The 24,057-nt window shown below is 64.6% G+C and carries 21 protein-coding genes; 9 read left to right on the forward strand and 12 right to left on the reverse strand.

Annotation, left to right across the window (positions count from 1 at the left end; genetic code table 11):
• Positions 1-39: 39 nt before the first annotated feature.
• The 12 genes from C7G41_RS04065 to ugpB all read right to left on the reverse strand — a co-directional run bounded on the left by C7G41_RS04065 (position 40) and on the right by ugpB (position 12,854).
• On the reverse strand, positions 40-762 hold the full coding sequence (locus C7G41_RS04065) for a GntR family transcriptional regulator (RefSeq protein WP_199198118.1): 723 nt from the start codon (positions 760-762) through the stop codon (positions 40-42).
• Between the two features lie 4 nt (positions 763-766).
• Positions 767-1,159 (reverse strand): oxalurate catabolism protein HpxZ, encoded by a 393-nt coding sequence (gene hpxZ / locus C7G41_RS04070; RefSeq protein ID WP_027514468.1) that lies wholly within the window; start codon positions 1,157-1,159, stop codon positions 767-769.
• Position 1,160: 1 nt separating this feature from the next.
• Positions 1,161-2,558 carry an AtzE family amidohydrolase gene (locus C7G41_RS04075; RefSeq protein ID WP_199198119.1) on the reverse strand — a complete coding sequence of 466 codons (1,398 nt, stop codon included), beginning with the start codon at positions 2,556-2,558 and terminating at the stop codon, positions 1,161-1,163.
• Positions 2,559-2,565: 7 nt separating this feature from the next.
• On the reverse strand, positions 2,566-2,745 hold the full coding sequence (locus C7G41_RS04080) for a DUF4089 domain-containing protein (protein WP_199198120.1): 180 nt from the start codon (positions 2,743-2,745) through the stop codon (positions 2,566-2,568).
• Between the two features lie 19 nt (positions 2,746-2,764).
• Positions 2,765-4,573, reverse strand: coding sequence for an ABC transporter ATP-binding protein (locus C7G41_RS04085; protein ID WP_106941330.1), 1,809 nt, complete (start codon positions 4,571-4,573; stop codon positions 2,765-2,767).
• 247 nt (positions 4,574-4,820) lie between these two features.
• The gene (locus tag C7G41_RS04090; protein ID WP_106941331.1) at positions 4,821-5,720 is read right to left on the reverse strand and encodes an ABC transporter permease; all 900 of its coding nucleotides are present in this window, start codon (positions 5,718-5,720) and stop codon (positions 4,821-4,823) included.
• Positions 5,721-5,729: 9 nt separating this feature from the next.
• Positions 5,730-6,743, reverse strand: a complete 1,014-nt coding sequence (locus C7G41_RS04095) for an ABC transporter permease (protein WP_106941332.1) — start codon at positions 6,741-6,743, stop codon at positions 5,730-5,732.
• 242 nt (positions 6,744-6,985) lie between these two features.
• A complete protein-coding gene (locus C7G41_RS04100; RefSeq protein WP_106941333.1) occupies positions 6,986-8,608 on the reverse strand; it encodes an ABC transporter substrate-binding protein in 1,623 nt (540 codons plus the stop codon).
• A 276-nt stretch (positions 8,609-8,884) separates the two neighbouring features.
• Positions 8,885-9,820, reverse strand: a complete 936-nt coding sequence (locus tag C7G41_RS04105; protein ID WP_199198166.1) for a phosphotransferase — start codon at positions 9,818-9,820, stop codon at positions 8,885-8,887.
• 66 nt (positions 9,821-9,886) lie between these two features.
• Positions 9,887-10,153: a protealysin inhibitor emfourin gene (locus C7G41_RS04110; RefSeq protein ID WP_146159747.1), complete on the reverse strand. Its 267-nt coding sequence runs from the start codon at positions 10,151-10,153 to the stop codon at positions 9,887-9,889.
• 56 nt (positions 10,154-10,209) lie between these two features.
• Positions 10,210-11,241: a M4 family metallopeptidase gene (locus tag C7G41_RS04115; RefSeq protein ID WP_106941336.1), complete on the reverse strand. Its 1,032-nt coding sequence runs from the start codon at positions 11,239-11,241 to the stop codon at positions 10,210-10,212.
• Positions 11,242-11,471: 230 nt separating this feature from the next.
• A complete protein-coding gene (gene ugpB, locus C7G41_RS04120; protein WP_106941337.1) occupies positions 11,472-12,854 on the reverse strand; it encodes a sn-glycerol-3-phosphate ABC transporter substrate-binding protein UgpB in 1,383 nt (460 codons plus the stop codon).
• Between the two features lie 143 nt (positions 12,855-12,997).
• Here ugpB and C7G41_RS04125 point away from each other — a divergent pair, with 143 nt between their 5' ends.
• The 9 genes from C7G41_RS04125 to cydB all read left to right on the forward strand — a co-directional run bounded on the left by C7G41_RS04125 (position 12,998) and on the right by cydB (position 23,884).
• Positions 12,998-13,993, forward strand: a complete 996-nt coding sequence (locus C7G41_RS04125; RefSeq protein ID WP_106941490.1) for a TRAP transporter substrate-binding protein — start codon at positions 12,998-13,000, stop codon at positions 13,991-13,993.
• A gap of 54 nt (positions 13,994-14,047) precedes the next feature.
• Positions 14,048-16,078, forward strand: coding sequence for a HAMP domain-containing sensor histidine kinase (locus C7G41_RS04130; RefSeq protein ID WP_199198168.1), 2,031 nt, complete (start codon positions 14,048-14,050; stop codon positions 16,076-16,078).
• Positions 16,048-17,793: a DUF3369 domain-containing protein gene (locus C7G41_RS04135; protein WP_106941338.1), complete on the forward strand. Its 1,746-nt coding sequence runs from the start codon at positions 16,048-16,050 to the stop codon at positions 17,791-17,793. Before C7G41_RS04130 ends, C7G41_RS04135 begins: the two co-directional genes overlap by 31 nt.
• Before the next feature lie 10 nt (positions 17,794-17,803).
• The gene (locus tag C7G41_RS04140; RefSeq protein WP_106941339.1) at positions 17,804-18,538 is read left to right on the forward strand and encodes a response regulator; all 735 of its coding nucleotides are present in this window, start codon (positions 17,804-17,806) and stop codon (positions 18,536-18,538) included.
• Between the two features lie 408 nt (positions 18,539-18,946).
• A complete protein-coding gene (locus C7G41_RS04145) occupies positions 18,947-19,558 on the forward strand; it encodes a sigma-70 family RNA polymerase sigma factor (RefSeq protein WP_106941340.1) in 612 nt (203 codons plus the stop codon).
• Between the two features lie 473 nt (positions 19,559-20,031).
• Complete coding sequence (locus C7G41_RS04150) at positions 20,032-20,730, forward strand: cytochrome c biogenesis CcdA family protein (protein ID WP_106941341.1); 699 nt, start codon at positions 20,032-20,034, stop codon at positions 20,728-20,730.
• Between the two features lie 31 nt (positions 20,731-20,761).
• On the forward strand, positions 20,762-21,325 hold the full coding sequence (locus C7G41_RS04155; protein ID WP_106941342.1) for a thioredoxin family protein: 564 nt from the start codon (positions 20,762-20,764) through the stop codon (positions 21,323-21,325).
• A gap of 142 nt (positions 21,326-21,467) precedes the next feature.
• Complete coding sequence (locus C7G41_RS04160; RefSeq protein ID WP_106941343.1) at positions 21,468-22,877, forward strand: cytochrome ubiquinol oxidase subunit I; 1,410 nt, start codon at positions 21,468-21,470, stop codon at positions 22,875-22,877.
• On the forward strand, positions 22,874-23,884 hold the full coding sequence (cydB, locus tag C7G41_RS04165) for a cytochrome d ubiquinol oxidase subunit II (protein ID WP_106941344.1): 1,011 nt from the start codon (positions 22,874-22,876) through the stop codon (positions 23,882-23,884). The genes C7G41_RS04160 and cydB overlap by 4 nt, the downstream gene beginning before the upstream one ends.
• Positions 23,885-24,057: the final 173 nt, after the last annotated feature.

Raw genomic sequence — 24,057 nt, forward strand, 5'->3', positions numbered from 1 at the left:
TCGCCGGGACGACAGCGAGTAAATTGACTCGCCGTTGCCTTAAACCGACACCGCGTAGATCTCGTACTCCCCGCGCACCAGCTCGATATGCGCGCGCATCGCGGCGGCGGCGCCCTGCTTGTCGCCGCGCATGATGGCGACGACGACGCGGTCGTGCTCGGCTTGCGACTTGGCGAGACGCCCGAGATTGCGGAACTGGGCGCGCCGGAACGGCTGCACGCGCACGCGCGTCGCCAACGTGATCTCGGCGATGTAGCCGTTCTGCGATCCCGCATAGATCGCGTTGTGGAAGCGCTCGTTGACCTCGTGGAAGCGGTCGGGATTGCCGGCGTAGCTCAACACCCGCAGCTCTTCGTGGATCGCTTCGAGGCCGTGGCGCTCGGCAGCCGACATGCGTTCGGCGGCAAGACCCGCGCACAGCGCTTCCAGCTCCGCCATCGCCTCGAACATGCCCGTCAGCCGTTCGAATGAGGGCTGTGCCACCACCGCGCCGCGATGAGCACGCGCTTCGACGAGGCCGCTCGCCACCAACTGGCGCAGTGCTTCCCGCACCGGCGTGCGCGAAACGCTGAAGCGGCGCGCGATGTCGGTCTCGTCAAGCGGCGCTCCGGGCGGCAGAGCTCCGCGCACGATCTCGTCGGCGAGCTGCAGCCGCAGCTCCTCGGCGCGCGTGACCTTGTGCGCTGATGGCGACGCCCGGTCGATACGCGGCACCGCCGGTTCGGCCGGCAGCGTTCCGGGCGGAAGATCGTCAAGCGTCATACGGTCAGGTCTCTTTCGACTCGTCGATGATGCTGACATGGGCGGCGACGACGCGCCAGCCCTCCGGGAATTTTACCCAGGTCTGCATCTGCCGGCCGACCTTACCCGGCATCGTGTCGCGATAGAACAGGGTGGAGGCGACCGCGGTGTCGCGGCCATAGCTGGTGATCACGGTTTTCGCGGTGCGGCGATTGAGGCCGACCGGCGAGCGGCCGGCGCGAAAGCCGGAGATCGCCTCATAGCCGTAGAGGTTCTCGCCGATGCCATAGCGCAGCGTGCGGGGATCGTTGCGGAAGAGCTCGCCGAGCACCGCGACGTCGTTGGTGATCAGGGCTTGCTCATAGCGCTCGAACGCGGCTTTGACGTCCGCGATCACCTCGGGGAGATCGATCTCCATCTCAAAATCCTCTTGGGCTGGGCACGGCGGCGACGCCCATCTTCTCCAACGCGTACGCGACGCGCAACGCGATGTCCTCGCGCCATGGCGCGGCGATGATCTGCACGCCGATCGGCAGCGGCTCGAGCGGCACCGGCACGGCGACCACAGGCAGGCCGATGAACGAGATCGGCTGGGTGTGGATGCCGATATTGGCGCGCACCGGCAGCTCGACGCCGCCAAGGTTGAAATTGACCTGGCCGAGTTTTGGCGCGGTGCATGGCGTCGCGGGCGCGATCAGCACGTCGACGGATTTGAAAATCTCAGCGAGCTGCGCGCGATACCAGCGGCGGAATTTTTGCGCACGGTCGACCAGCGGCGCCGGCACCATGGCGCCCGCAATCAGCCGGTCGCGCACGGCGGGATCGAAATCGTTCGGCCGCTTGCGCAGGCGATCGAGATGCAGCGAGGCGCCCTCGGTGGTGGTGATGACATAGGCCGCCGCGCGGGCGCGGGCGGCTTCGGGCACCTCCACCACGCGCGTTGCGCCCAGTGCCTTGGCCACGCGGCTGACGGCTTCAACGGCTTCCGGAAACAAATTCTGCTGGAAGTACCCGCCGGCGATCCCGATGCGCAGGTCCGAAACCGGATTGGCGAGCAGCGGCGTCGTCGGCTCCAGACCACGAGTGGTGGTGCAGGCGGCATCGTCGGCATCCGGTCCCTGCATGGCGTCATAGGCCAGCGCGAGATCGGTGACGGAGCGCGCGAACGGACCGAGATGATCGAGGCTCGCGACGAACGGGAAGGAGCGCGCACGTGAGAGCCGGCCATAGGTCGGCTTCAGGCCGAAGATGCCGCAGAACGAGGACGGCACGCGGATCGAACCATTGGTGTCTGAACCGAGCGCGATCGGCACCAGCGCGCCGCCGACGGCACTGCCCGAACCGCCGGAGGAGCCGCCGCTCATCCGCGTCGTGTCATGCGGATTGCGCGAGGGACCGTCATGGACGTTCTCCCCGGTGAAGTCATAGGCGTATTCGCCCATGTTGAGCGCGCCGACCAGCACCGCGCCGGCCGCTTCCATGCGCTCGATCAGCGTGGCATCGCGCGTGGCGGGCGCCCGGTCTCGGTTGATCTTCGAGCCGGCGCGCGTCGAGAGCCCGGCGACGTCGAACAGATTCTTCACCGCGAAGGGCACGCCAGCCAGCGGGCCGACGGTCTTGCCGGCGGCGATATCGGCATCGATCGCGCGCGCTTTGGCACGGGCGCGATCGGCGGTGACGTCGGTGAAGGAATTGAGGATGGTGTCGTGCTGCGTGATGCGCGCGAGCGCGGCTTCGGTCGCATCGAGCGCGGACAATTTTCCGCCGGTCACCGCCTTGGCGATGTCGGCAGCCGTCATCTCTGGCTTGGTCGTCATGGCGGCGTCAGACGGTAAAGATGGGCGCCGGCTCGGTCTCGTCCGGCAGCGCGAATTCGTCGACGAGGCGGGCGAGCCGCAGCGAGACCTCGAGATTGGCGCGAATGGACGACCTCCATGCTTCCTCGACGGGCAACGCCAACGCTTTCGTGACAGCGTCGATATAATCGTCCAGCGGTTCGGCCATCACGCTCCCAAACAATCTCTCAGTGTGCGCCCAGTGTCTGCAGCGGCGGATGCGGGATCGCCGTCAGCAGCTCCTTGGTGTAATCGTCCTGCGGATCGCTCAAGACCCTCTCGGAAGTCCCTTCCTCGACGATTCGACCCGACCGCATGACAATGACACGATCGCACAGCAAGCGCACTACGTTCAAATCATGCGAGACGAACAGATAACTCATACCTAGCCGCGCCTTGAGGTCCTGGAGCAGATTGAGGACCACGGCCTGGACCGAGACATCGAGCGCGGCGGTCGGCTCGTCCAGGATGACGAGTTTCGGGTGCAGGGCGATGGCGCGGGCGATGCCGACGCGGGCCTTCTGGCCGCCCGACAATTGATGCGGGAAGCGATCCAGCAGATTGTGCGGCAGGCCCACCATGGTGGCGAGTTCCTCGCAGCGGGCGCGGAGCGCATCGCGTCCTCTGATGTCGCCGAGCTGCATGATCGGGTCGGCGATGGCGCGCACGGCGGTAAAACGCGGGTTGAGGCTATCGGTCGGGTCCTGGAACACCATCTGGATGCGACTGCGCTGCGGCAGCCGGGCAAAGCCGGCGGGCGCGATGCCGCCGATGTCCTCGCCGTCGAACTGGATCAGGCCGGAGGTCTGGTCGAGCAACCGCATCACCATCATCGACGTGGTCGATTTGCCGCAGCCGGATTCGCCGACCAGACCGACGCTTTCGCCGTGGCCGACCGAGAAGCTGATGCCGTCGACGGCGCGGAACACATCAGGCTCCACCGGCGGCTTGCGGCCGAACAATTTCCCGAGCGTGGCCGTGGCGCCCTGACGGGGATATTCCTTGACCAGCTTGTCGATGAGGAGAAGGGGCGTCTTCTCCCTCTCCCCGCTTGCGGGGAGAGGGTCGGGGTGAGGGGGGCTCTCCGCGAGCACGGTGTTGGGAGAGCTCCCCTCACCCGCCGCACTTCGTGCGTCGGCCTCTCCCCGCACGCGGGGAGAGGCAAGAGTCTCCTCCTCCGGCAACAGATCCCGCAGGCTCACGCCGAGCCGCGGCGTCGCGCGCATCAGCTTCTTCGTGTAGGGGTGCTGGGGGTTGGCGAAGATGTCGGCGGCCTTCGCGGTCTCGACCACCCGGCCCTTTTCCATCACCACGACGCGGTCGCAATAGGCGGCCGCGAGGCCGAGGTCATGCGTGATCAGGATGGTGGACATCGCCTTGCTCTTGGTCAGCTCGACGATCAGATCCATCACCGCCTTCTGCGTGGTGACGTCCAGTCCAGTCGTCGGCTCGTCCGCGATCAGCAGTTGCGGATTGCAGGCGAGCGCGAGCGCGATGACGACGCGCTGACACATGCCGCCGGACAATTCGAACGGATAGGCGTGATAGCGCTCGCGCGGTCGGGCGATCTTGACCTGCTCCAGCGCCTCGATCGCCTTTTCGCCGCGGTCCGAAACCATGGCCTGCTGCACATGGGTGCGCAGCACGTCCTCGATCTGGTCGCCGACTTTCCGGATCGGGTTGAGCGCGGCGCGCGGATTCTGGAAGATCATCGAGACTTCGCGGCCGCGCAAATCGCGCATCTGGTCTTCGGTCGCGGCCTTGACGTCGATGCCCGAGAACATCACCGAGCCCTCGGCGATCCGCCCGGCACGGTCGAGAATGCGCATCACCGCATAGGAGGTCACCGACTTGCCGGAGCCGGACTCGCCGACGATCGCCAGCGTCTCGCCCTTGGCGACGGAGATGTTGACGTGCTGCACCGCCTTGACGATGCCGCGGCGGGTGGTGAATTCGACGGTGAGGTCCTGGACGTCGAGCAGGGGCTGGGCGGTCATGGGCGCCTCCCAAGCAAAAACGTCGAAAACAACCCCATGCACAGTAGAATGGGATTGAATTCATTGGAGAATTTTGAACGAAAATTTGCCTGTGAGGCAGTCACCGTTCTCTCGTTCCCTCCCCCCTTGTGGGGGAGGGGCAGGGAGGGGGGTAGCCACGAACTCAGACCTCTCCCGGGGCTACCCCCCTCCCCAGCCCTCCCCCACAAGGGGGGAGGGAGCGATACGGCGGAATTCGTAATCACCATCACGTCCTCCGCTGCGGGTCGACGATGTCGCGCAGGCCGTCGCCGAGGAGGTTGAAGCAGAACACGGCGATCATCAAAGCGAGGCCCGGGAATAGCGCGATCCACCATTCGCCGGACACCATGAAGCCGGCCCCTTCGGCGACCATGATGCCCCATTCTGCCGTCGGCGGACGGACGCCGAGGCCGATGAACGAGAGGCCGGCGGCATTGAGGATGGCGTAGCCCATGGTCAGCGACATCTGCACGATCATGATCGGCATGATGTTCGGCAGGATATGCACGAGGAGAATGCGGAACTCGCCGTTGCCGGACAGACGCGCGGCCTGCACGAAGCCGGCGTTGCGGCGGACATTCGCTTCGGCACGCGCGACGCGGGCATAGAGCGGGAAATTCACGATGGCGGTGGCCAGGATGATGTTCTGCACCGTGTTGCCGAGCGCTGCGACGATGCCCATCGCCAACACGAACAGCGGGAACGCCATGATGGTGTCGGCGATGCGGCCGACGATGCGATCGGTCCAGCCGCCGAAATAGCCGGCCGCGATGCCGGCGAGCCCACCCATCAGGAACACCAGCGCGACGGAGGCGACCGCGATGAACGTATCGAGCCGCGTCGCCACCACGACCCGGCTGAAGATGTCGCGGCCCAATTGGTCGGTGCCGAACCAGTGCGCGGCCGATGGCGGTTTCAGCGAGGCCGCGGTGTCGGACGCCAGCGGGTCATACGGCACCACATAGGGCCCGAAGATCGCGGCAAGGAGGATCACGATCAGCAGGGCGAAGGCAAAGCCCGTGACCTTGTTCTCCCCGAGGACATAGCGGGTCTGTTCGAGGAGCGCGACCAGCCCCGACGTGCGCGCGGGGCCGACGGGTTCAACAGCAGGCGCAACGGTGCTCATTGTGATCCCCTACCCTTCCAGCCGCACGCGTGGATCGATCACGCCATAGAGAATGTCGATCACGAGATTGAGCAGCACGTACATCACCGCCATGGTCAGCACGAAACCCTGCACCGGCGCGAAGTCCGACGAGATCAGCGCTTCGACCGCGTAGGAGCCGATGCCGGGCCAAGCGAACACCTTCTCGACCAGCACGTTGGCGCCGAGCAGGAACGAGAACACCATGCTCAGCGTGGTGATGACGGGGAGCATCGCGTTGCGGAACGCGTAGGTGACGATGACGGTCGCGGGCGACAGGCCGCTGGCGCGCGCGGTGCGCACGAACTCCGACGACAACACCGCCAGCATCGAGGCGCGCGTCATGCGCGCAATCGGCGCCAGCGAGAAGATCGCAAGCGTCGTCGCCGGCAGGATGAGTTGGCTGCAGGCCGAACGGAACGCCTCGAAGTCGCGCGCAATCAGGGTGTCGATCAGATAGAAGCCTGTCACCGTCGGCGGCGCGCTGTAGAACACATCGAGCCGGCCGAGCGGCGCGGGCGACCAGCCGAGCCGGAAATAGAAGACATAGACCAGCACGAGGCCGGTGAAGAACACCGGCAGCGAGACGCCGGCCGTCGTCGTGATGCGACAGAGATGATCGACCCACGATCCCGGCCGCGTCGCCGCCAGCACGCCGAGAGGGATGGCGATGACGATCGAGACGATGAGGCCGAGCAGCGTCAACTCGGCGGAGGCCGGCAGGCGGTTGCGAATCTCAGCCGCGACCGGCTGGCCCGTCGTGAGCGAATTGCCGAAATCGCCATGGGCGAGATCGTTGGTGTAACGGAAGAACTGCTCGATCAGCGGCTTGTCGAGGCCGAGCTTCTTGCGGATCTGCTCGACGGCTTCTTTCGTTGCGGCGGGCCCTGCGAAATACGCGGCGGGATCACCCGGCAGCGCGCGGGTCAGCAGAAATGTGACGATGACGACCCCGATCAGCGAGGGAATCGCGAACATCAGGCGCTTGCCGATCATGGTCAGCATGGCGTCTTCCTTGTGCGTGTTGAGTGAATCCGAGACGCCGCCACTCGCTCCGCTGCGTTCCCTCCCCCCTTGTGGGGGAGGGCTAGGGAGGGGGGTGGCTTCGGGAGAGATCGGAGTTCGTGGCTACCCCTCTCCCCAACCCTCCCCCACAAGGGGGGAGGGAGTGAGAGATTGGTGCCCGCCTCACGTCGGTTGAGAAAGGCGAAGTATGCCGATGCGTCGTTGACCATCAGCATGCCCCCTCACCCCTTCGCCATCGCGCGATAATCCAGCCTCCGGTGGAACCAGTATTGGTAGCCGCTGATGTTCTTCTGCATCGCGACGTTGACGAAGGGCTGGTACAGCGGGATGCGCGGGATGTCGCTGTAGGCGAGGTCGACGAAGCCCTTCACGTCGGTGTCGTAGGTCGCGGTGTCGCCGGTCGCGGCGGCTGCGCGTGCGCCGTCGATCAGCTTGTCCATCTCCGCCGACTTGTAGCTCATGGTGTTGAAGACGGAATTGTTGCCGTGATAGCACCAGTAGAAGAAGTATTCGGGGTAATCGAGCCAGCCCGAGAACACGTTGGTGAAGAGCGGCATCTCCTTCTTGTTCAATTCGGTGCGCCAGTTGGCGCCGGGCACCTTGTTGATGGTGGTCTTGATGCCGATCTGGGCCAGGCTCTCCTGCACCAGCACGCAGAGAGGCTCGTTGACGCCGGCGAAGTTGAGGTCGAACGATATCGTGGTCTCGAAGCCGTTGGCGTAGCCGGCCTCGGCCAGCAGCGCCTTCGCCTTCTCCATGTCGGTGTTGTATTTGTGCGGCTGCGGCCAGGCGACTTCAGTCGGCTTGTCCTTGGCCGCGCCGAACATCGGATTCGCGAGGCCAAACATCACCGCGTCCATGATCTTCTGATAGGGAATCGCGTAGGCGACCGCCTGACGTACTTTGGGATTGTCGAACGGCGGCTTGGTCACGTTCATGCCGATATACTGGATGCCGTTGGAGAACGGCAGCGACACCACGTTGAGCTTGCCGCTCGCCTTCATCTCCTGGAAATCCTTGAACGGTAGCTCGTAGGAAATGTCGGCGTCGCCGCGCTCCAGCAGCGCGCGGCGATTGCCGGCCTGCGGCACCATGCGCCAGATCACGCGCTTGATCTTCGGCAGCGGGCCGCCGACCCAATCGTCGTTGCGCTCCATCACCACTTCGGTGCCGGCCGTCCACTTCGTCACCTTGTAGGCGCCGGAGCCCGCGGTCTGCTGTTTGGTGAATTCGAGCCCCCAGGGATCCTTCTCGCTGGCATTCTTCTTCACCAGCTCGGAATTGATAATGCAGGGCACGATCACCGCGAGATCGGGGATCGTCAGCTTGTCCTTCTTCAGGAAGTCGACACGCACCGTGTAGTCGTCGATCACGACGAACTGCTCGGGTTTCGTGAGCGAACCCGCGCTCATCTGGAAGGTGGGGAAGCCGCCGACGCTGACGGCGCGGTCAAGCGACCACTTCACGTCCTTGGCGGTCACCGGCGCGCCGTCGTGGAATTTGGCGTTCTTCTTCAGCTTGAAGGTGACCGACATGTCGTCGATCTTGAAGTCCTCGGCGAGCTCGCCCTTGAACTTGTCGCGGTCGTAATAGGGCACGCCGCCGGGGCCGCTCTTCATCTCGTGGCTGATCAGGCGGTCGTAGCAATTCCAGGACACCTCATAGCCGGGCACATTGGTGCCGACGCCGTGGATGTCGAGATTGTTGGGGCCACCTTCCGAGACGATCAGCAGCGTCTCCGAGCGCGCATCGGCATAGGCCGACGAGATCACGGAAGGCATGGCCGGAAGCGCCGCGCCTGCGGCCAATCCGGAAACGGACTTGAGGAAATCGCGGCGCTTCATGAAATGGCTCCAACACAAAAGTTTCTGGTTGGAACTGGATTCGCAAGGTTCGTGCCAAAGCCTAACGGGCGTTTACTCTGCCCCTAATCCATTGATATCATGATGGAATGTAGCACGATGGCGGTGTAAGCTTCGCCGTCGGGGCCCTAGGCATTGCATACAAAGACACGCATTTGCTCATAAAATAAGCTGAATGAAGTCTCGGCTTATTTGGTAGGCGGGTTATTGGACCACCGTCGTCCGAAAGCCAGGACGACGGCGGGGGATCACCGGCACTCACCCCGCCCAGATCAGCTCCTGAAGCTGGACCAGATCATCGGCCTGCTCCTGCCAGCGCTCGATGCAGATGTGGCTGTTGAGGTCGCTGGCGCGATGCAGCAGCATCAGCGCCATCAGGCGGCGCTTGAGCGAATAATCGAGCTTCGCATAGCCGAAGCCGTCGAGCAGGCTCCGCACCCTCCCCGGCCGGCCCGCGGCCATGAAGGCGCTGGGGCCGAGCAGATCGTAGTCGCGCCATCCCGCCAGCACGTCGCCGAAGTCGAACAGGCCGGCGAGCGACCATTCGCCGTCATCGCAGGCGAGCAAGAAGTTCTCCGGAATGTATTCGCCGATCAGGATCACCGGCGGCGCGTCCATCGGAATGAGTTTTGGCGCCTCGCGCAGGAGATCGTCGAGGCCGGCGAGGAATTTCGGCGCAAGACCGAGACGCGTGTGCCGCGCCTTGCAGCCCTGCATCTGGGCGCGCATGAAGTCGTCCCAGCGCGGCTGGATCTGCGCGAGCGGGCCGAGCGGGACGCGCTGCACGGACGCGATGGTCTCGCCGATCTGGCGCAGCACGCGCTCCTTCTGCGCTTCCGGCAACGACGGCCAGACCTCCGAGCCGAGCTTGCCGGCAAGGCGCGTGATGATCAGATAAGGCCAGCCGTCGCGTGTCCCTTCCGCGACGATCTCGGGGATCGGCAGCTGAAGGCGGCCGGCAAGCTGCATCAGCGAGCCGCGCTCGGAGACGAATTGCGCGCGCAATGGCGGCGGGAAGATTTTCAGGATCAGCTTGTCGCCCAGGCCCACGACGAGATTGGTGCCGGTTGAAAACACATGCGGCGAGCTCGTATCGAGACCATGGCCGCGCGCGATGTCGAGCGCGATTGGAAGCCATCGCGACCGGTCGGCACGCAAGGCGCGGTAGGCCTCGAGGCTCGTCGACGCGGACATGCCCCAAGCGCCCGCGGAATCCGGCGGCAGCGTCTCCTCCGTCACGGCGCCAATCCGGCCCTATTGCTACTCCAGGACATCCTTGACGCTGTTCTTGATGGTCGAGGGGACCGCATGCTCGGGAACTTCGATCGTCTGCGCACCGCGCGTGATCCGGTAACTGAACGCGTCGGCCTGGCCCGGATGCGCGGGCGCGACTTTCTTCGGATCGGCAAACAGCTGCTCCACCGTCTTCTGATCAGCGGACGACAGATCCGACAACGCCACTTCACCGCGACTCTTGAGGTGAGGGCCGCCGACGCCGGCGAACCCTCCGACGCGTTCGATCTTCAAGCGATCCACGCCTTCTTCCTTTCGTAACGCGCTTTTCGTGACGCGCTGTACCCGGCCTATAGCCCGACCTTCTTCCATCCCGCATCGACCGCGGCGAGGACTGCGGCATCGCCAGGATACAACGTGTGGGCACCCTGCCGGGTCCGGGCCGCGAATGCCTTCATCGTCATGTTCGGCATCGGTCCGAAACCGGTCAGCGAATGGTACCACACCTGCCCGATCTTGGCCCAACTGTATCCGCCAAGCGTCGTGCACGCCGTGTAGAAGGCGAGGTTTGGCGGCCCGCTCGCGTAATGCGGATCCATGCCGGGCGTGACTTGCGAATATTTCGTCGGTTGTGGCGCCAGACAGTGCTTGGCGGCGGGATCGGCCATGTCGCGCAGGCAGGTGAACCCCTTCTTCTTGGCCGCCGGCCCCATGATGTCACGCCCGATCAGCCAGTCGGCCTTCTTGACATCCTGCTTGGCCTCCCACTGTCGGAACATCGAGCCGAAACAGTCGGAGACGCTCTCGTTCAGGCCGCCGGCATCGCCGCTATAGACGAGCTGGAGGCTGTGCTGGGTCACGCCATGGGTCAATTCATGGCCGATGACATCATTGCCCCTGGTGAAGTCGACGAAGATGCTGCCGTCGCCGTCACCATAGATCATCTGCGACCCGTTCCACATCGCGTTGTTGTACTTCTCGCCGAAATGAACCGACGACATCATGGTCATGCCGTGATCGTCGATCGAATTGCGGTTGAAGACCTGCTGGTAGAACTTGGCCACCTTGGCGGTCTGGTTGAAGGTGCGTTTGACGGAGCCGTCCGAGGACGTCTTCGGCTTCGGTATCGGCGTCCCCGGCAGCGTCTGCGTGTGCTTGCAGTCGTAGACCGTGACCGACGGCGCCGCGGCCAGCGTGACGAGTCCGGCGGCGCGCGCCGCCACGACGTTGGTCAATTTCGCCGTCTGTGTCCGCAATTCGCGCAGTTCATGACTGACCTGGACGGTGTCGGCCAGCTGCTTGCGAACCACAGCGGACAGCTTCTTGTCCTGTGAAAGCCTGGTCAGAACGTCGTTCGGGATGATGCAACATGTGCAAGCCATAGGTGATCTCCATTACAACTTTTCCGAAAAAATGGCATAAGAAACAACCTCAAGATTATATCTGCCGGTGTACAGCCACAAGTGAAGTGGCTCACACGAGCGTCACGGATTCGAGAGTGTGGACCTGCGGCCCGTTGCGCCGCAGGCTCGCACACTCCGTCAGATTGCGAGATGTCCGATGGTGTTCGCCGGTGCAGCAAACGTCGCGCGTGTCGCGGAAGCGGCGGCGCCTATCGATCCGGGCTGGCGCGCTCGAACTGGCGCAGGGTCTTGTTGCCGCGCTCGACCGCGGCATCGAGTGCTGCTTGCGCGCTCTTGCGGCCGGCAAACGCCTGCTCCAGCTCGTCCTCGATCGCACCACGGATCAACACGAAGGAGCCGAGCCGGATGCCCTTCGAATTCTCTGTCGGCGGATGCAGCGTGATCTCCTCGAACGAGATCGCCGAGCCCGCATTGCGCTCGTAAAAACCTTGCGCGCGCGTCAGCTCGAAGGCGGCGCGGGTAACAGGCAGATAGCCGGTGTTCTGGTGCCAGGCGGCCTGCACGCCGGGCTGCGACAGGTAAGCGAAGAATCGCGCCACGCCCTTGTATTCCTCGCGCGGGCGGTCGCGCAGCACCCACAGCGTGGCACCGCCGATGATCGAGTTCTGCGGCGCGCCTTTCACATCGGGCCAATACGGCATCATGCCGTAGCCGATCTCGAACTTCGAATTTGCTTTGATGTCGGCGCGCGTCGCCGAGGAGCCGATGAAGATGCCGCATTCGCCGTTCTGGAAGCGCGGCTCGGCCGACTGGCCGCGGCCGCTATAGTCGAACACCTTGGTCTTCTGCCATTCGCTGAGCTCGGCGATGTGACGCACGAGAGACGGATTGTTGATGGTCAGTTCGGCATCGAGCGCGGCAAAGCCGTTGGTCCGCGTCGCCAGCGGCAGATTGTGGAAGGCTGAAAAATTCTCGACATGGATCCACGACGGCCAGGACGTGGTGAAGCCGCACGCCGCGCCGCGATCGCGCAAGCGTTTTGCGGCGGCACCAAGTTCCGGCCAGGTCTTCGGCGGCGTCTCCGGATCGAGGCCTGCGTCGCGGAACATGGTCTTGTTGTAATACAGGATCGGCGTCGACGAATTGAACGGGAACGACAAGAGATTGCCGGCCGCATCGGTGTAGTAGCCGGAGACCGCGGGAAGGTAGTCATTGAGCGAGAACGGCTCGTTCATGTCCCGCATCAGGCTGAACACGGGATAGATCGCACCCTTGGCCGCGGTCATGGTGGCGGTGGCGACCTCGTTGACCTGGACGATCGCGGGCTGGCTGCGCGAGCGGAAGGCGAAGATCGCGGCCGTCACCGTCTCGGTGTAACTGCCCTTGTAAGTCGGCACGACGCGATAATCCGGCTGCGAGGCGTTGAAGTCGGAGGCGAGCTTCTCGAGCTGCCGGCCGAGCTCGCCGGACATGGCGTGCCACCACGCGATGTCGGTGGCGGCACGCGCCGGCGCGGCCAAGGAGAGGACCGCAAAGGCGGCGACGATCTGCAAGAAGCGCAATGCTGAAATCACGATGGCTCTTTCCGTATCGCGCGACGACGGCGACGGTCCCTGCTTAAGGCGCGGCATTTGCGGTTTCAACCGGGAATGCGCGCCGGCCGCGCCGCACAATCACGCCGAGGCGCCGGCCGGGATGGCCTTCCCCCGACCATCTGCTAGATTGCATTGAACCTTTTGCTCCCGCCATAGACTCCACCACTGAGGGGTTGAGTGTGCCAGTGTTGAACCGTGCCGAACGCTCGCGGACCGGGGTGGTTTTCGTCGCGCTTCTGATCGCCATCTGCGCGACGGGAGCCGCTGCGCGGGAGTTCCGCGCCGCCGACACCCAGACCGAGGATTATCCGACCGTGCAGGCGCTGCGCTACATGGGCGCCCTGATCGCCGAGCGCAGCGGCGGCCGGCACGAGGTCAAGGTGTTCCACTCCCGCCAGCTCGGCGAGGAGAAGGAGACCATCGAGCAGACCCGGGTCGGCGCGATCGATCTCAACCGGACCAATGTGGCGCTGATCGGCAATTTCGTCCCGGCGATGAACGTGCTGGCGATGCCGTTCCTGTTCCGATCCATCGAGCACATGCAGAAGGTGCTGGACGGGCCGATCGGCGGCGAGATTCTCGGCAGCTTCGAGCCCTACGGCTTCGTTGGCCTCGCCTTCTACGATTCCGGGGCGCGGTCGATCTACAACGGCGCCCGCCCGGTCAGGAACGTCGCAGACCTCAAGGGATTGCGGATCCGGGTGCAGCAGTCGGAGTTGATGAGCCAGATGATCCGCGCGCTCGGCGCGGAGCCGGTCGAGATGCCCTATGGACAGGTGCTCGCCGGGCTTGCCAACCACCTGATCGACGGCGCCGAGAACAACTGGCCATCCTACGTGACGACGGACCATTTCAAACATGCCGGCTATCTCGCGCTCACCGAGCACACGATGAGCCCCGAAGTGCTGGTGATCTCGCTGAAGGCCTGGAAAAGCCTCTCGGTCGACGACCAGACCATCTTCAGGGAAGCCGCGCAGCGCTCCAGCCACTTCATGCGCGAGAAATGGCGCGACCTCGAGGAGCAGTCGCAGCGCAAGGCCGAAGAAGCGGGCGTCACCATCGTCAGGGATATCGACCGCAAGCCGTTCGAGGATGCGATGGTCGCGATCTACGCCAAGGCCGGGCAGGATCCGGCCGCGGCCGCGCTGATCGAACGCATTCGCAAGGTGGAGTGAGGCCTCTTGCCCGGGCTTGGACACAGCGAGCATGCAGACAGGTCGCCCGGCCCGATCGGGCGGCTGCGCGCGCGGCTGGTCGGCGTGCTCCGTGCGGTGCCGATCCGCTGGCGCATCCTGTCGATCGCGGCGCTGAACTCCGCCGTGGTGGTGGTGCTGGTCGGGCTGATCTGGAACGGCTCGCAGGTGCTCGGCTCGGCCTGGGACGACGTGCGCCAGGTGCGCGAGTCCGACCGGATTCTGGCGCTGCTCGAAAGCGAGACCGGGCGGCTGCACAATCTGATCCACCGCTACATCAACCAGCCGAGCCCCGACCTGTTCGCCGAGATCCTGCTGCTGCGCGAGGCGGTGCTGGGGACGCTGACCAACCGCGCCGCCAAGGACCCGATGCTGTCGGGCTCGGTCGAGGAGCTGGAGCGCACCACCGACCGCTTCCTCAACGGCTTCGGCGAGCTGCGCGGCGTGCAGGCCACCATCGCGAAGACCTATGAGGACCAGGTGCAGGGCCCGGCCAGGGACATGGCCGGCCTTTACTCCATCATTGAAGGCGCCACCGGCCATCGCGACGCGCTGATCTGGCCTTCGCTGGGCAAGTCGCGCGAGGCTTTCACCGCGATGCTGGTCGCGGCCAATTCCTACTATCTGTCGCTGTCATCGGGTGCGGCCGACGACGCCCGCCGCAACACCGAGACGATCGAGAAGACCATCCCCGTGATGATCGATCTCGCCGACAACGACCTCCAGCGCATGGCGCTGCGACGACTCGCGGCCCGGACCGCGGCGCTGCGCGAGGGTTTCGCAAAGCTCTCCGAGCAGCTCACGAACCGTACCGAGCTGCTGCGCAACACCATCGACGCCAACCAGGCCGAGGCGATCGGCGCCATCGACGATCTCTCCACCAAGATGCGCCAGCGCGAGCAGAAGGCGCAGGAGACGTTCGACCGCACGCTGGCGGACATTTCCCGCCGTGTTCTTTCCATCGCCGTGATCTTCCTAGGCATCATCCTCACCGCCGGCGTGCTGATCGCGCTATCGATCCGGCTGCCGCTGCAGCAGATCATGGCGGCGATGCGTGCGATCACGCTCGGCGACCTCGACCGCGAGGTGCAGGGCACGCGCGCGCGTGACGAAGTCGGGGCCATGGCGCGCGCGGTGGAAGTGTTCCGCGAGAATGCGATCGCGAAGCGTGAGACCGAGGACGAGCTGCGTGCGTCCAAGGAGAAGGCCGAGAGCGCGCTGCTCGAGCTCAACGCCGCGCAGCAGAACCTGATCGATGCCGAGAGGCTTGCAGCCCTCGGCGGCCTCGTCGCCGGCGTCGCGCACGAGGTCAATAATCCGATCGGCATCAGCCTCACCGTTGCGTCGAGTTTTGCCCGGCGCACCGAGATCTTCGAGGCGCAGCTCAAGGGCGAAGGCGGCCTGCGCCGCTCGCAGCTGGAAGAATTCGTGCAGTCCTCGCGCGACGCCTCGCAGCAGCTGGTCGCCAATTTGCAGCGCGCCGGCGAGTTGATCCAGTCGTTCAAGCAGGTCGCGGTCGACCGCTCCCATGCCGAGCGGCGGCAATTCTCCCTGAGCGAAGCCACCGACCAGATCATCGCGAGCCTGCGCCCGGTGCTGAAGCGGTCGTCGATCACGCTCCAGGTCGACATGCCCGAGGGGCTGCTGCTCGATGGCTATCCCGGTTCTTACGGCCAGATCCTGACCAACCTGTTCCTCAACGCCGCCAACCACGCCTTTGCCGACGGCCGCGCCGGCACGATCACGATCTCGGCGCGACCCCGCGGGGCAGACGACGTCGAGATCATCTTCACCGATGACGGGGCCGGCATGACTTCCGACGTGCAGCGCCAGGCCTTTGACCCATTCTTTACCACCAGGCGCAATGAAGGTGGCACGGGACTCGGCCTCCATATCGTCTATAACCTCGTCACCCAGCAGCTCGGCGGTCGCATGATGCTGGAATCCAAGCTGGGACAAGGCACTACTTTTCGCATTATCATGCCCCGGGTCGCCAGGGGCGGCGGGCAAAGCACAGAGACTGACGGGACTTCTCAATGGCCGAACAGGACGATGTCCTCCACCTGATCGACGATACCGGTACCGCATCGGAGGATGTTGACGCCCGGAAATGGAAGATCGCCGTCATCGACGACGATCCGGCCGTGCATGACGGCACGCGTTTTGCGCTCTCGGACTATTCCCTCAACGGCCAGGGCCTGGAGATCCTCTCCGCCCATTCCGCGGCCGAAGGTCGCAAGCTGATGGCCGCGCACAACGACATCGCCGCCGTGCTGCTCGACGTCATCATGGAGACGGACGTCGCCGGCCTCGAGCTGGTCGAGTACATCCGCAACGAGCTCAAGAACGAGACCGTGCGCATCATCCTGCGCACCGGACAGCCCGGCCAGGCGCCCGAGCGGCGCGTGATCGTGCAGTACGACATCAACGACTACAAGGCCAAGACCGAGCTCACCGCCGACAAGCTGTTCACCTCGCTGACCGCGGCGCTGCGCTCCTACCAGCAGCTCGAACGCATGCTGCAGACAAGGCGCGGGCTCGAGATCATCATCGACGCGGCTTCCACGCTGTACGACTTCAAGTCGATGCAGCGGCTCGCCGAGGGCGTGCTGACCCAGCTTGCCTCGCTGCTCAACGTCGATTGCGCCGGCATCCTGGTTTTGCGCGACAATGGCGGCCTCGACCCCGAGCTCTCGGTGCTCGCCGGCAGCGGCTGCTACAGCCGCTTCATCGGCACGACCTCGTCTAAGGCGCTCGACCCCGATCTGCGCGCGATGGTGGAAGCCGCCTTCCAGGGCCGCAAGAACGAATTCGCCGACCACCGCAGCGTGATCTATTTGCGCACCGGAAGCGGCCGCGAGGTGGTGGTGCTGCTCCAGGCCGAGCGCGAGCTGTCCGAGACCGACCGCTCGCTGGTCGAGATCTTCTCCAGCCGGCTCTCGATCGCCTTCGACAACGTCATCCTCTACCAGCAGCTCCAGGCCGCCAACACCCAGCTGGAAGACCGCGTCGCCCAGCGCACCCGCGCGCTGATGCAGGCCAACCGCCGGCTCTCGGCGCAATGGCTGCGGCTGCAGCGCGCCAACGGCTTCAAGAACGAAATCCTCGGCACCGTCGCCCACGATCTGAAGAATCCGCTCGGCGTGATCCTCGGCCGCACCGAGATGTTGAAGGAGCTGATCTCGACCGGCGCGTCGTCAGGCGGGGTGGTCGCCCAGGTCGATCACATCCGCGATGCGACCAAGCGCCTGACCACGATGGTCGATCATCTGATCTCGGACGCGATGGCCGACGCCTTCGACATCACCATCCGCCGCGAGCCGGTCGACGTCGCGGCCCTGGTCAAGGAGGTCGCCGAGGCCAACCAGCCGCTCGCCGTCAACAAGCAGCAGGCGATCAGCGTCACCGCGCCCGTCAACGTCGTCACCATGTGCGACACCGACCGCATCCGCGAGGCGATCGACAATTTGATCAGCAACGCGATCAAATACTCGCCGATCGGCGGCAAGATCGGGGTCGTCGTCAGCCATGAGGGCGGCGACACCATCGTCCGCGTCAGCGACGAGGGCGCCGGCCTGTCGCCGGAGGATCTCGGCCGCCTGTTCGGCCGGTTCCAGCGGCTGTCCGCAAAGCCGACCGCCGGCGAGAGCTCGACAGGGCTTGGGTTGTCCATCGTTAAGCGTATTATCGACATGCATGGCGGCGAGGTGACCGCCAACAGCGACGGCCCGGGCAAGGGCTCGACCTTCACCATCACCCTCCCCGCGACCGAAATCCCGTGATCTCAGGACCATGACCCAAGCCCAGCACATCATGATCGTCGACGACGAGGCCCCGGCCCGGGAGATGGTCGGCGATTACCTCAAGATGCACGGCTTCACCGTGACGCTGTGCGACGGCGGCAAGTCGCTGCGCACGGCGATCGACGGCAGCATGCCCGACCTCGTCGTGCTCGACCTCAACATGCCCGAGGAAGACGGGCTCTCGATCATCCGCGACCTCAAGAGCCGCATCAACGTGCCGGTGATCATGCTGACGGCGACGGCGAGCCCGATCGACCGCGTCGTCGGCCTCGAGCTCGGCGCCGACGATTACGTGGCAAAGCCGTGCGAGCTGCGTGAGCTGATGGCGCGCATCCGCTCGGTGCTGCGCCGGAGCGCGCCGGCGAAAGCCGTGGCGGAAACGGCGGCTGCGAAATCGGACAAGGACCAATTGGTGCGGTTCGGAACGAAGTGGCTCGATCTCGAAGCGCAGGCCTTGCGCGACGACGAGGGCAATGAGCACCCGCTGACCGCATCCGAGTTCGGGCTCTTGAAGGTGTTCGCGGCCAATCCGAAGCGCGTGCTGTCGCGCGAGCGCCTGCTGGAATTGGCCAACGCGCGCGACGCCGAAGCCTTCGACCGCGCCGTCGACCTGCGCATCATGCGCATCCGCCGCAAGATCGAGCCCGATCCGGCAAAACCCGCCGTGATCCGCACCATCCGCGGCGGCGGCTATCTGTTCTCGCCGGGGGGCGAGAAGGCGTAGGGCGCCAACGTCGTCCTGGCGAAGGCCAGGACCCATACCGCGTGATCTATCGTGGGCGCAGGTTCTAGTACTGTGGGAAGACTCTTCACTGCGAGTCTTCGTCAAACTTCTCCCTGGGGTTATGGGTCCTGGCTTCGCCAGGACGACAGCTGGGATTGAGGCGACATCGAACGCAAACCCCGGAAATATGTTCCCGGCGCCGCCTAATCCCCACCCCCGTATTTTCCGTACATTGAAATTCCACGCTTTTTTGCCTCGAATGTTTCGTCGCACCCGCTCCGACGAAACAATTTGGCGGCGCACGAAACCATTTTCTCCTTTTCGTGCAGACGTCCCGAAACGTTGGCTCATTAACACTTTGGTCGAAGGAAACGCCGCTCGGTTGCGGCGCTACGGGGAGCCAAGTCAATGCCGAACGTCATCGCCATCAACGCCCAAGCCAGCCAGAGCATCATTGCCGCTCAGGCGACCTCGGACGACATGCTTCTCGAAAGCATTGCCGACGGCAACCGGACGTCCATGCACATCCTTTATTGCCGTCATAATGTGCGCGTCTACCGCTTCATCCTGCGGATCGTGCGCGACGCCACCACGGCGGAAGACCTCGTCAGCCAGGTGTTCCTGGACGTGTGGCGGACCGCCGGCCAATTCCAGGGCCGCTCGCAGGTTTCGACCTGGCTGCTGTCGATCGCCCGCTTCAAGGCGCTGACCGCGATGCGCCAGCGTCGTTTCGAAGACATCGACCAGGAAGACGTGCGTCAGATCGCCGACAATTGCGACACGCCGGAGACCTCGCTCGACCGCAGCGACACCAGCGCCATCCTGCGCGCCTGCGTTCAGAAGCTGTCACCCGCTCATCGCGAAATCATTACCCTGGTCTACTACCATGAGAAGTCGGTGGAGGAAGTCGGACAGATCATCGGCATCCCGCAGAGCACGGTGAAGACCCGGATGTTCTACGCCCGCAAGCAACTGGCCGAATTGCTTAAGGGCTGTGGCGTCGAGCGCTTCGCCGCCTGAAGGCTAGATATTTCAATGAGATAGGGCATCTGTTTAGGCCCTACCCCGGACACGGAAGTGTTACCGCCGACGAAACAATTGAAACAAAGCACAACATCAGGCGGAAAAACTTCCCTCCTATAAAGCTCACATACGGTTTCGTTAAACCTCCCAAGACCTCCAACGACCCGGACGGGATGCCCCCCTCCGGGTCGTTTTGTATTTGGGGATGGACGGCTGCGGCGGTGCGCTTGAGTGAGGCGGCCACGTCTCTCTCATTCCCTCCCCCCTTGTGGGGGAGGGGCAGGGAGAGGGGTGCCACGAATTCGGACCTTTCCCGTGGCTACCCCCCCTCCCTAACCCTCCCCCACAAGGGGGGAGGGAACGCACCGCCTCCGCGGCCCGCACCTCCTCCTCCGTCACGAGCACGTGACACTCGTAACAATCCGCCCATTGCCCCGAACCATCCTCGTGACCCCCATCACGAGTGCCCCATGCTCGAACTCACCTTCGCTGTCCTCGCCGGCATCCTCACTATCGCCGCGCCGTGCACGCTGCCGATGCTGCCGATCCTGCTCGGCGCCTCGATCGGCCGCAGCTCGCATCTGCGCCCCGCGATGATCGCGCTCGGCTTCGTCATCTCGTTCTCCGCGACCGCGCTGCTGCTCGGCGCCATCACGCGGCTGTTCGATTTCGATCCGAACGTGCTGCGCGAGGCGGCATCGATCCTGCTGCTCGGCTTCGGCCTGTTGATGCTGTGGCCGGCGCCGTTCGAATGGCTGTCGATCCGGCTCAACGGCTGGCTCGATCTCGGCAACTCCGGCGCCACGCAGCGCGAGGGCGCGCTTGGCGGACTCGTGCTCGGCACCACGCTTGGCCTGGTCTGGACGCCCTGCGCCGGCCCGGTGCTCGGCTCGATCCTGACGCTGGTCGCAACCACTGAGAACGCGACCTGGGCCGGTACGCTGCTGATTGCCTACGCCATCGGCGCGGCGATTCCGATGCTGGCGATCGCCTATGGCGGGCAAGCCGCGACCACCCGGGTGCGCAGTCTCGCGCGCATCTCGCCGCGGCTGCAGCAGGGCTTTGGCGTCGTCGTGATCGGCTTCGCGGTGGCCGCCTACTTCCAATACGACACGCTGATCGTGGCTTGGCTCACCGGCTTCTATCCCACCGGCCAGATCGGCCTGTGATCATCCCTCATCTTCACCGGAGGATTTTTCCATGACTTTCAAACTGCTCGCCGTCTCCGCTGCACTGATCGGCATCGCCGTAACAGGCGCCGTCATCCCCGGCATCTGCGACGAGGCCGCGCGCGCCGTCCCTGTCGTCACCGCCGCCGCCAGCCAGGACAGCGCGCCCGACTTCGCCGGCATCAACAACTGGTTCAACTCGAAACCACTGAACATTGCCGATCTCCGCGGCAAGGTCGTGCTGGTGGACTTCTGGACCTATGGCTGCGTCAACTGCGTCAACACGCTGCCGCACGTCACCGACCTCTATGCCAAGTACAAGGACAAGGGCCTCGTCGTGGTCGGCGTGCACACGCCGGAATTCCCGTTCGAGCGCTCGGCATCCAATGTGCAGGCGGCGCTGAAGCGCCACGGCATCACCTATCCGGTGGCACAGGACAATGATTCCAGGACCTGGAACGCGTACCGCAACCGGTATTGGCCGGCGCAATACATCATCGACCAGAACGGCAAGATCGTGTTCCAGCACGAGGGCGAAGGCCGTTATGACGAGATCGACCGCACCGTGGCAAAATTGCTGAACTCCAGCAGCTGACGTCGTGCGGTTAGACAAAGAGTCCCATATGATAAGAGCCCGGCATGAGTCATCATGCATCGGCCGGGCGCTATGGTATAGCTGAGCAGCCAGATCGGCGCCCCCGCAGCCCACAACGTCTCGCGTTGTGACGGGAGCGCCGATGCTATCGAACCTTGATCCCATCGTGCTCGCGCGAGCGCAATTTGCCTTCACGATGTCATTCCACATCGTGTTTCCGGCGTTCTCGATCGGGCTTGCAAGTTATCTTGCGGTGCTGGAAGCGCTCTGGCTGTGGACCGGCCGCGAAGTCTTCATCAACCTGTTCCACTATTGGCTGAAGATCTTCGCGATCGCGTTCGGCATGGGCGTGGTGTCGGGCATCGTGATGTCCTACCAGTTCGGGACCAACTGGTCGGCATTTGCCGACAAGACGGGGCCGGTCATCGGCCCCCTGATGGCTTACGAGGTGCTGACCGCATTCTTCCTCGAGGCCGGTTTCCTCGGCGTGATGCTGTTCGGTCTCGATCGCGTCGGTCCAAGGCTGCACTTTTTCGCGACGTTGATGGTCGCGACCGGCACGTTGATCTCGGCGTTCTGGATCCTCTCCGCCAATTCATGGATGCAGACCCCGACGGGCTACGCCGTCAATTCCGATGGCCAGTTCGTGGTCGCCGACTGGTTCAAGGTGATTTTCAATCCATCCTTCCCCTACCGGCTCGTGCATATGGTGCTGGCCGCCTACCTGACGACGTCGCTCGTGGTCGGCGCGGTCGGCGCATATCATCTGCTGCGCGACCCGCATCTGGCCGGCCCCCGCGTGATGTTCTCGATGGCGATGTGGATGGCGGCTCTTGTCGCACCGATCCAGATCCTGGCCGGCGACCAGCATGGCCTCAACACGCTGGAGCATCAACCGGCGAAGGTCATGGCGATGGAAGGGCATTACCAGAGCCACAAGGACGGAGCGCCGCTGATCCTGTTCGGCCTGCCCGATCAGGCCGCTGGCCGGGTCGACTACGCGATCGAGATCCCGAAGCTGTCCTCTCTGATCCTGAAGCATTCGCTCGATGCGCCGCTCGCGGGCCTCGACACCGTGCCGCGCGAAAACTGGCCGCCGGTACCGATCACGTTCTGGTCGTTCCGTATCATGATCGCGCTGGGCTTCCTGATCTTCGGGCTGGGGCTGTTCAGCCTGTGGACCCGCTGGCGCGGCACCCTGTTCGATTCCCGGCCGCTGCACATCTTCGCGCTGACGATGGGGCCGGCGGGCTTCATCGCAGTGCTCGCGGGCTGGATCACGACAGAGACCGGCCGGCAGCCCTTCACGGTCTACGGCCTGTTGCGAACCGCGGACGCCGCCTCGCCACTGGCCGCGCCCGCGGTAGGCTCGTCGTTGCTGGCCTTCGTCGTCGTCTATTTCATCGTGTTCGCGGCGGGGGCCATTTACATTCTGCGCCTGATGGCGGCCTCGCCCCATCACGGCGAGCAGGGGCCAAGCGGCGACATGCCGGCGCGCGCCGCTGGCATCACGCCGGCCTCGGGCGTTGCGGGACAGGGTGCGTTGTCATGATCGCCGCCATCGACCTCGCCACCCTCTGGGCGTTCATCATCGCCTTCGCGGTGTTCGTCTATGTCGTGATGGACGGATTCGATCTCGGCCTCGGCATGCTGTTTCCCCTGTTCCCCGCCAAGGCCGATCGCGACGTCATGATGAACAGCGTGGCGCCGGTCTGGGATGGCAACGAGACCTGGCTGGTGCTGGGCGGAGGCGGCCTGATGGCGGCCTTTCCGCTGGCCTACGCGGTGCTGATGCCAGCGCTCTACACGCCGATGATCGCGATGCTGATCGGGCTGGTCTTCCGGGGTGTCGCCTTCGAATTCCGTTGGCGCACCACCTCGGCACGAAACCGCTGGGACATTGCCTTTGCCTCGGGATCGCTGCTGGCGACGCTGGCGCAGGGCGTCGCGCTCGGCGCCATCCTGCAGGGCGTGCATGTCGAGGGCCGGCATTATGCCGGCGGCTGGTGGGACTGGCTATCGCTGTTCAGCCTGCTGACGGGAATTGCCCTGATGATCGGCTATTCCTTGCTGGGCGCCACTTGGCTCATTCTGAAGACCGAGGGTGCCCTGCGCGAGAAGGCCTACCGACTGAGCTGGGTTCTGCTGTTCGCGATGCTTGCAGCGATCGCAGTGGTCAGCATCGCCACGCCGTTTCTCAGCATTCAATACGCGCAGCGTTGGTTCGCCTGGCCGAACGTCGCCCTGGCCGCGCCGGTGCCGATCGCGGTCGCCGCCGTCACCGCGCTGCTGATGCGCAGCCTCGGGCAAAAGCAGGACTCCCGGCCGTTCTTTCTCGTCCTGGCCTTGTTCGCGCTGTCCTATGCCGGACTGGGTATCAGCATGTATCCCTTTATCGTGCCGCAGAGCATCACGATCTGGCAGGCGGCTGCGCCGCAGAACAGCCAGATCTTCATGCTCGTCGGCGTGGCCGGACTGGTGCCGCTGATTCTCGGCTACACCGGCTGGGCCTATTGGGTCTTCCGCGGCAAGGTCCGGGCCGGGAGCGGTTATCACTGATGCCGCGCAAGGCAGAGGCAAGGCCGCTGGGGCGACGGCTGATATGGTTTGCCGTTCTCTGGCTCAGCGGCGTGGGCGCCGTCACCGTGATTTCGTTCGGTCTCAGACTGTGGCTTGCGCCGAAATGATCCGCCGGACGCCGCTCTGAGCGGAACCTGATTGTCCGCTATTCA

The sequence above is a fragment of the Bradyrhizobium sp. MOS002 genome (assembly GCF_003020115.1).
Taxonomy (GTDB): Bacteria; Pseudomonadota; Alphaproteobacteria; order Rhizobiales; family Xanthobacteraceae; genus Bradyrhizobium.

What these genes read in the sequence shown, in the direction of transcription:
- C7G41_RS04105 (WP_199198166.1), bottom strand. Translation starts at nt 9,820, where the DNA reads ATGTCCGCGTCGACGAGCCTCGAGGCCTACCGCGCCTTGCGTGCCGAC.
- C7G41_RS04095 (WP_106941332.1), bottom strand. Translation starts at nt 6,743, where the DNA reads ATGCTGACCATGATCGGCAAGCGCCTGATGTTCGCGATTCCCTCGCTG.
- C7G41_RS04140 (WP_106941339.1), top strand. Translation starts at nt 17,804, where the DNA reads ATGACCCAAGCCCAGCACATCATGATCGTCGACGACGAGGCCCCGGCC.
- C7G41_RS04160 (WP_106941343.1), top strand. Translation starts at nt 21,468, where the DNA reads ATGCTATCGAACCTTGATCCCATCGTGCTCGCGCGAGCGCAATTTGCC.
- C7G41_RS04135 (WP_106941338.1), top strand. Translation starts at nt 16,048, where the DNA reads ATGGCCGAACAGGACGATGTCCTCCACCTGATCGACGATACCGGTACC.
- C7G41_RS04100 (WP_106941333.1), bottom strand. Translation starts at nt 8,608, where the DNA reads ATGAAGCGCCGCGATTTCCTCAAGTCCGTTTCCGGATTGGCCGCAGGC.
- C7G41_RS04065 (WP_199198118.1), bottom strand. Translation starts at nt 762, where the DNA reads ATGACGCTTGACGATCTTCCGCCCGGAACGCTGCCGGCCGAACCGGCG.
- C7G41_RS04155 (WP_106941342.1), top strand. Translation starts at nt 20,762, where the DNA reads ATGACTTTCAAACTGCTCGCCGTCTCCGCTGCACTGATCGGCATCGCC.
- cydB (WP_106941344.1), top strand. Translation starts at nt 22,874, where the DNA reads ATGATCGCCGCCATCGACCTCGCCACCCTCTGGGCGTTCATCATCGCC.
- C7G41_RS04080 (WP_199198120.1), bottom strand. Translation starts at nt 2,745, where the DNA reads ATGGCCGAACCGCTGGACGATTATATCGACGCTGTCACGAAAGCGTTG.
- C7G41_RS04090 (WP_106941331.1), bottom strand. Translation starts at nt 5,720, where the DNA reads ATGAGCACCGTTGCGCCTGCTGTTGAACCCGTCGGCCCCGCGCGCACG.
- C7G41_RS04145 (WP_106941340.1), top strand. Translation starts at nt 18,947, where the DNA reads ATGCCGAACGTCATCGCCATCAACGCCCAAGCCAGCCAGAGCATCATT.
- C7G41_RS04075 (WP_199198119.1), bottom strand. Translation starts at nt 2,558, where the DNA reads ATGACGACCAAGCCAGAGATGACGGCTGCCGACATCGCCAAGGCGGTG.
- hpxZ (WP_027514468.1), bottom strand. Translation starts at nt 1,159, where the DNA reads ATGGAGATCGATCTCCCCGAGGTGATCGCGGACGTCAAAGCCGCGTTC.
- ugpB (WP_106941337.1), bottom strand. Translation starts at nt 12,854, where the DNA reads ATGCCGCGCCTTAAGCAGGGACCGTCGCCGTCGTCGCGCGATACGGAA.
- C7G41_RS04150 (WP_106941341.1), top strand. Translation starts at nt 20,032, where the DNA reads ATGCTCGAACTCACCTTCGCTGTCCTCGCCGGCATCCTCACTATCGCC.
- C7G41_RS04115 (WP_106941336.1), bottom strand. Translation starts at nt 11,241, where the DNA reads ATGGCTTGCACATGTTGCATCATCCCGAACGACGTTCTGACCAGGCTT.
- C7G41_RS04085 (WP_106941330.1), bottom strand. Translation starts at nt 4,573, where the DNA reads ATGACCGCCCAGCCCCTGCTCGACGTCCAGGACCTCACCGTCGAATTC.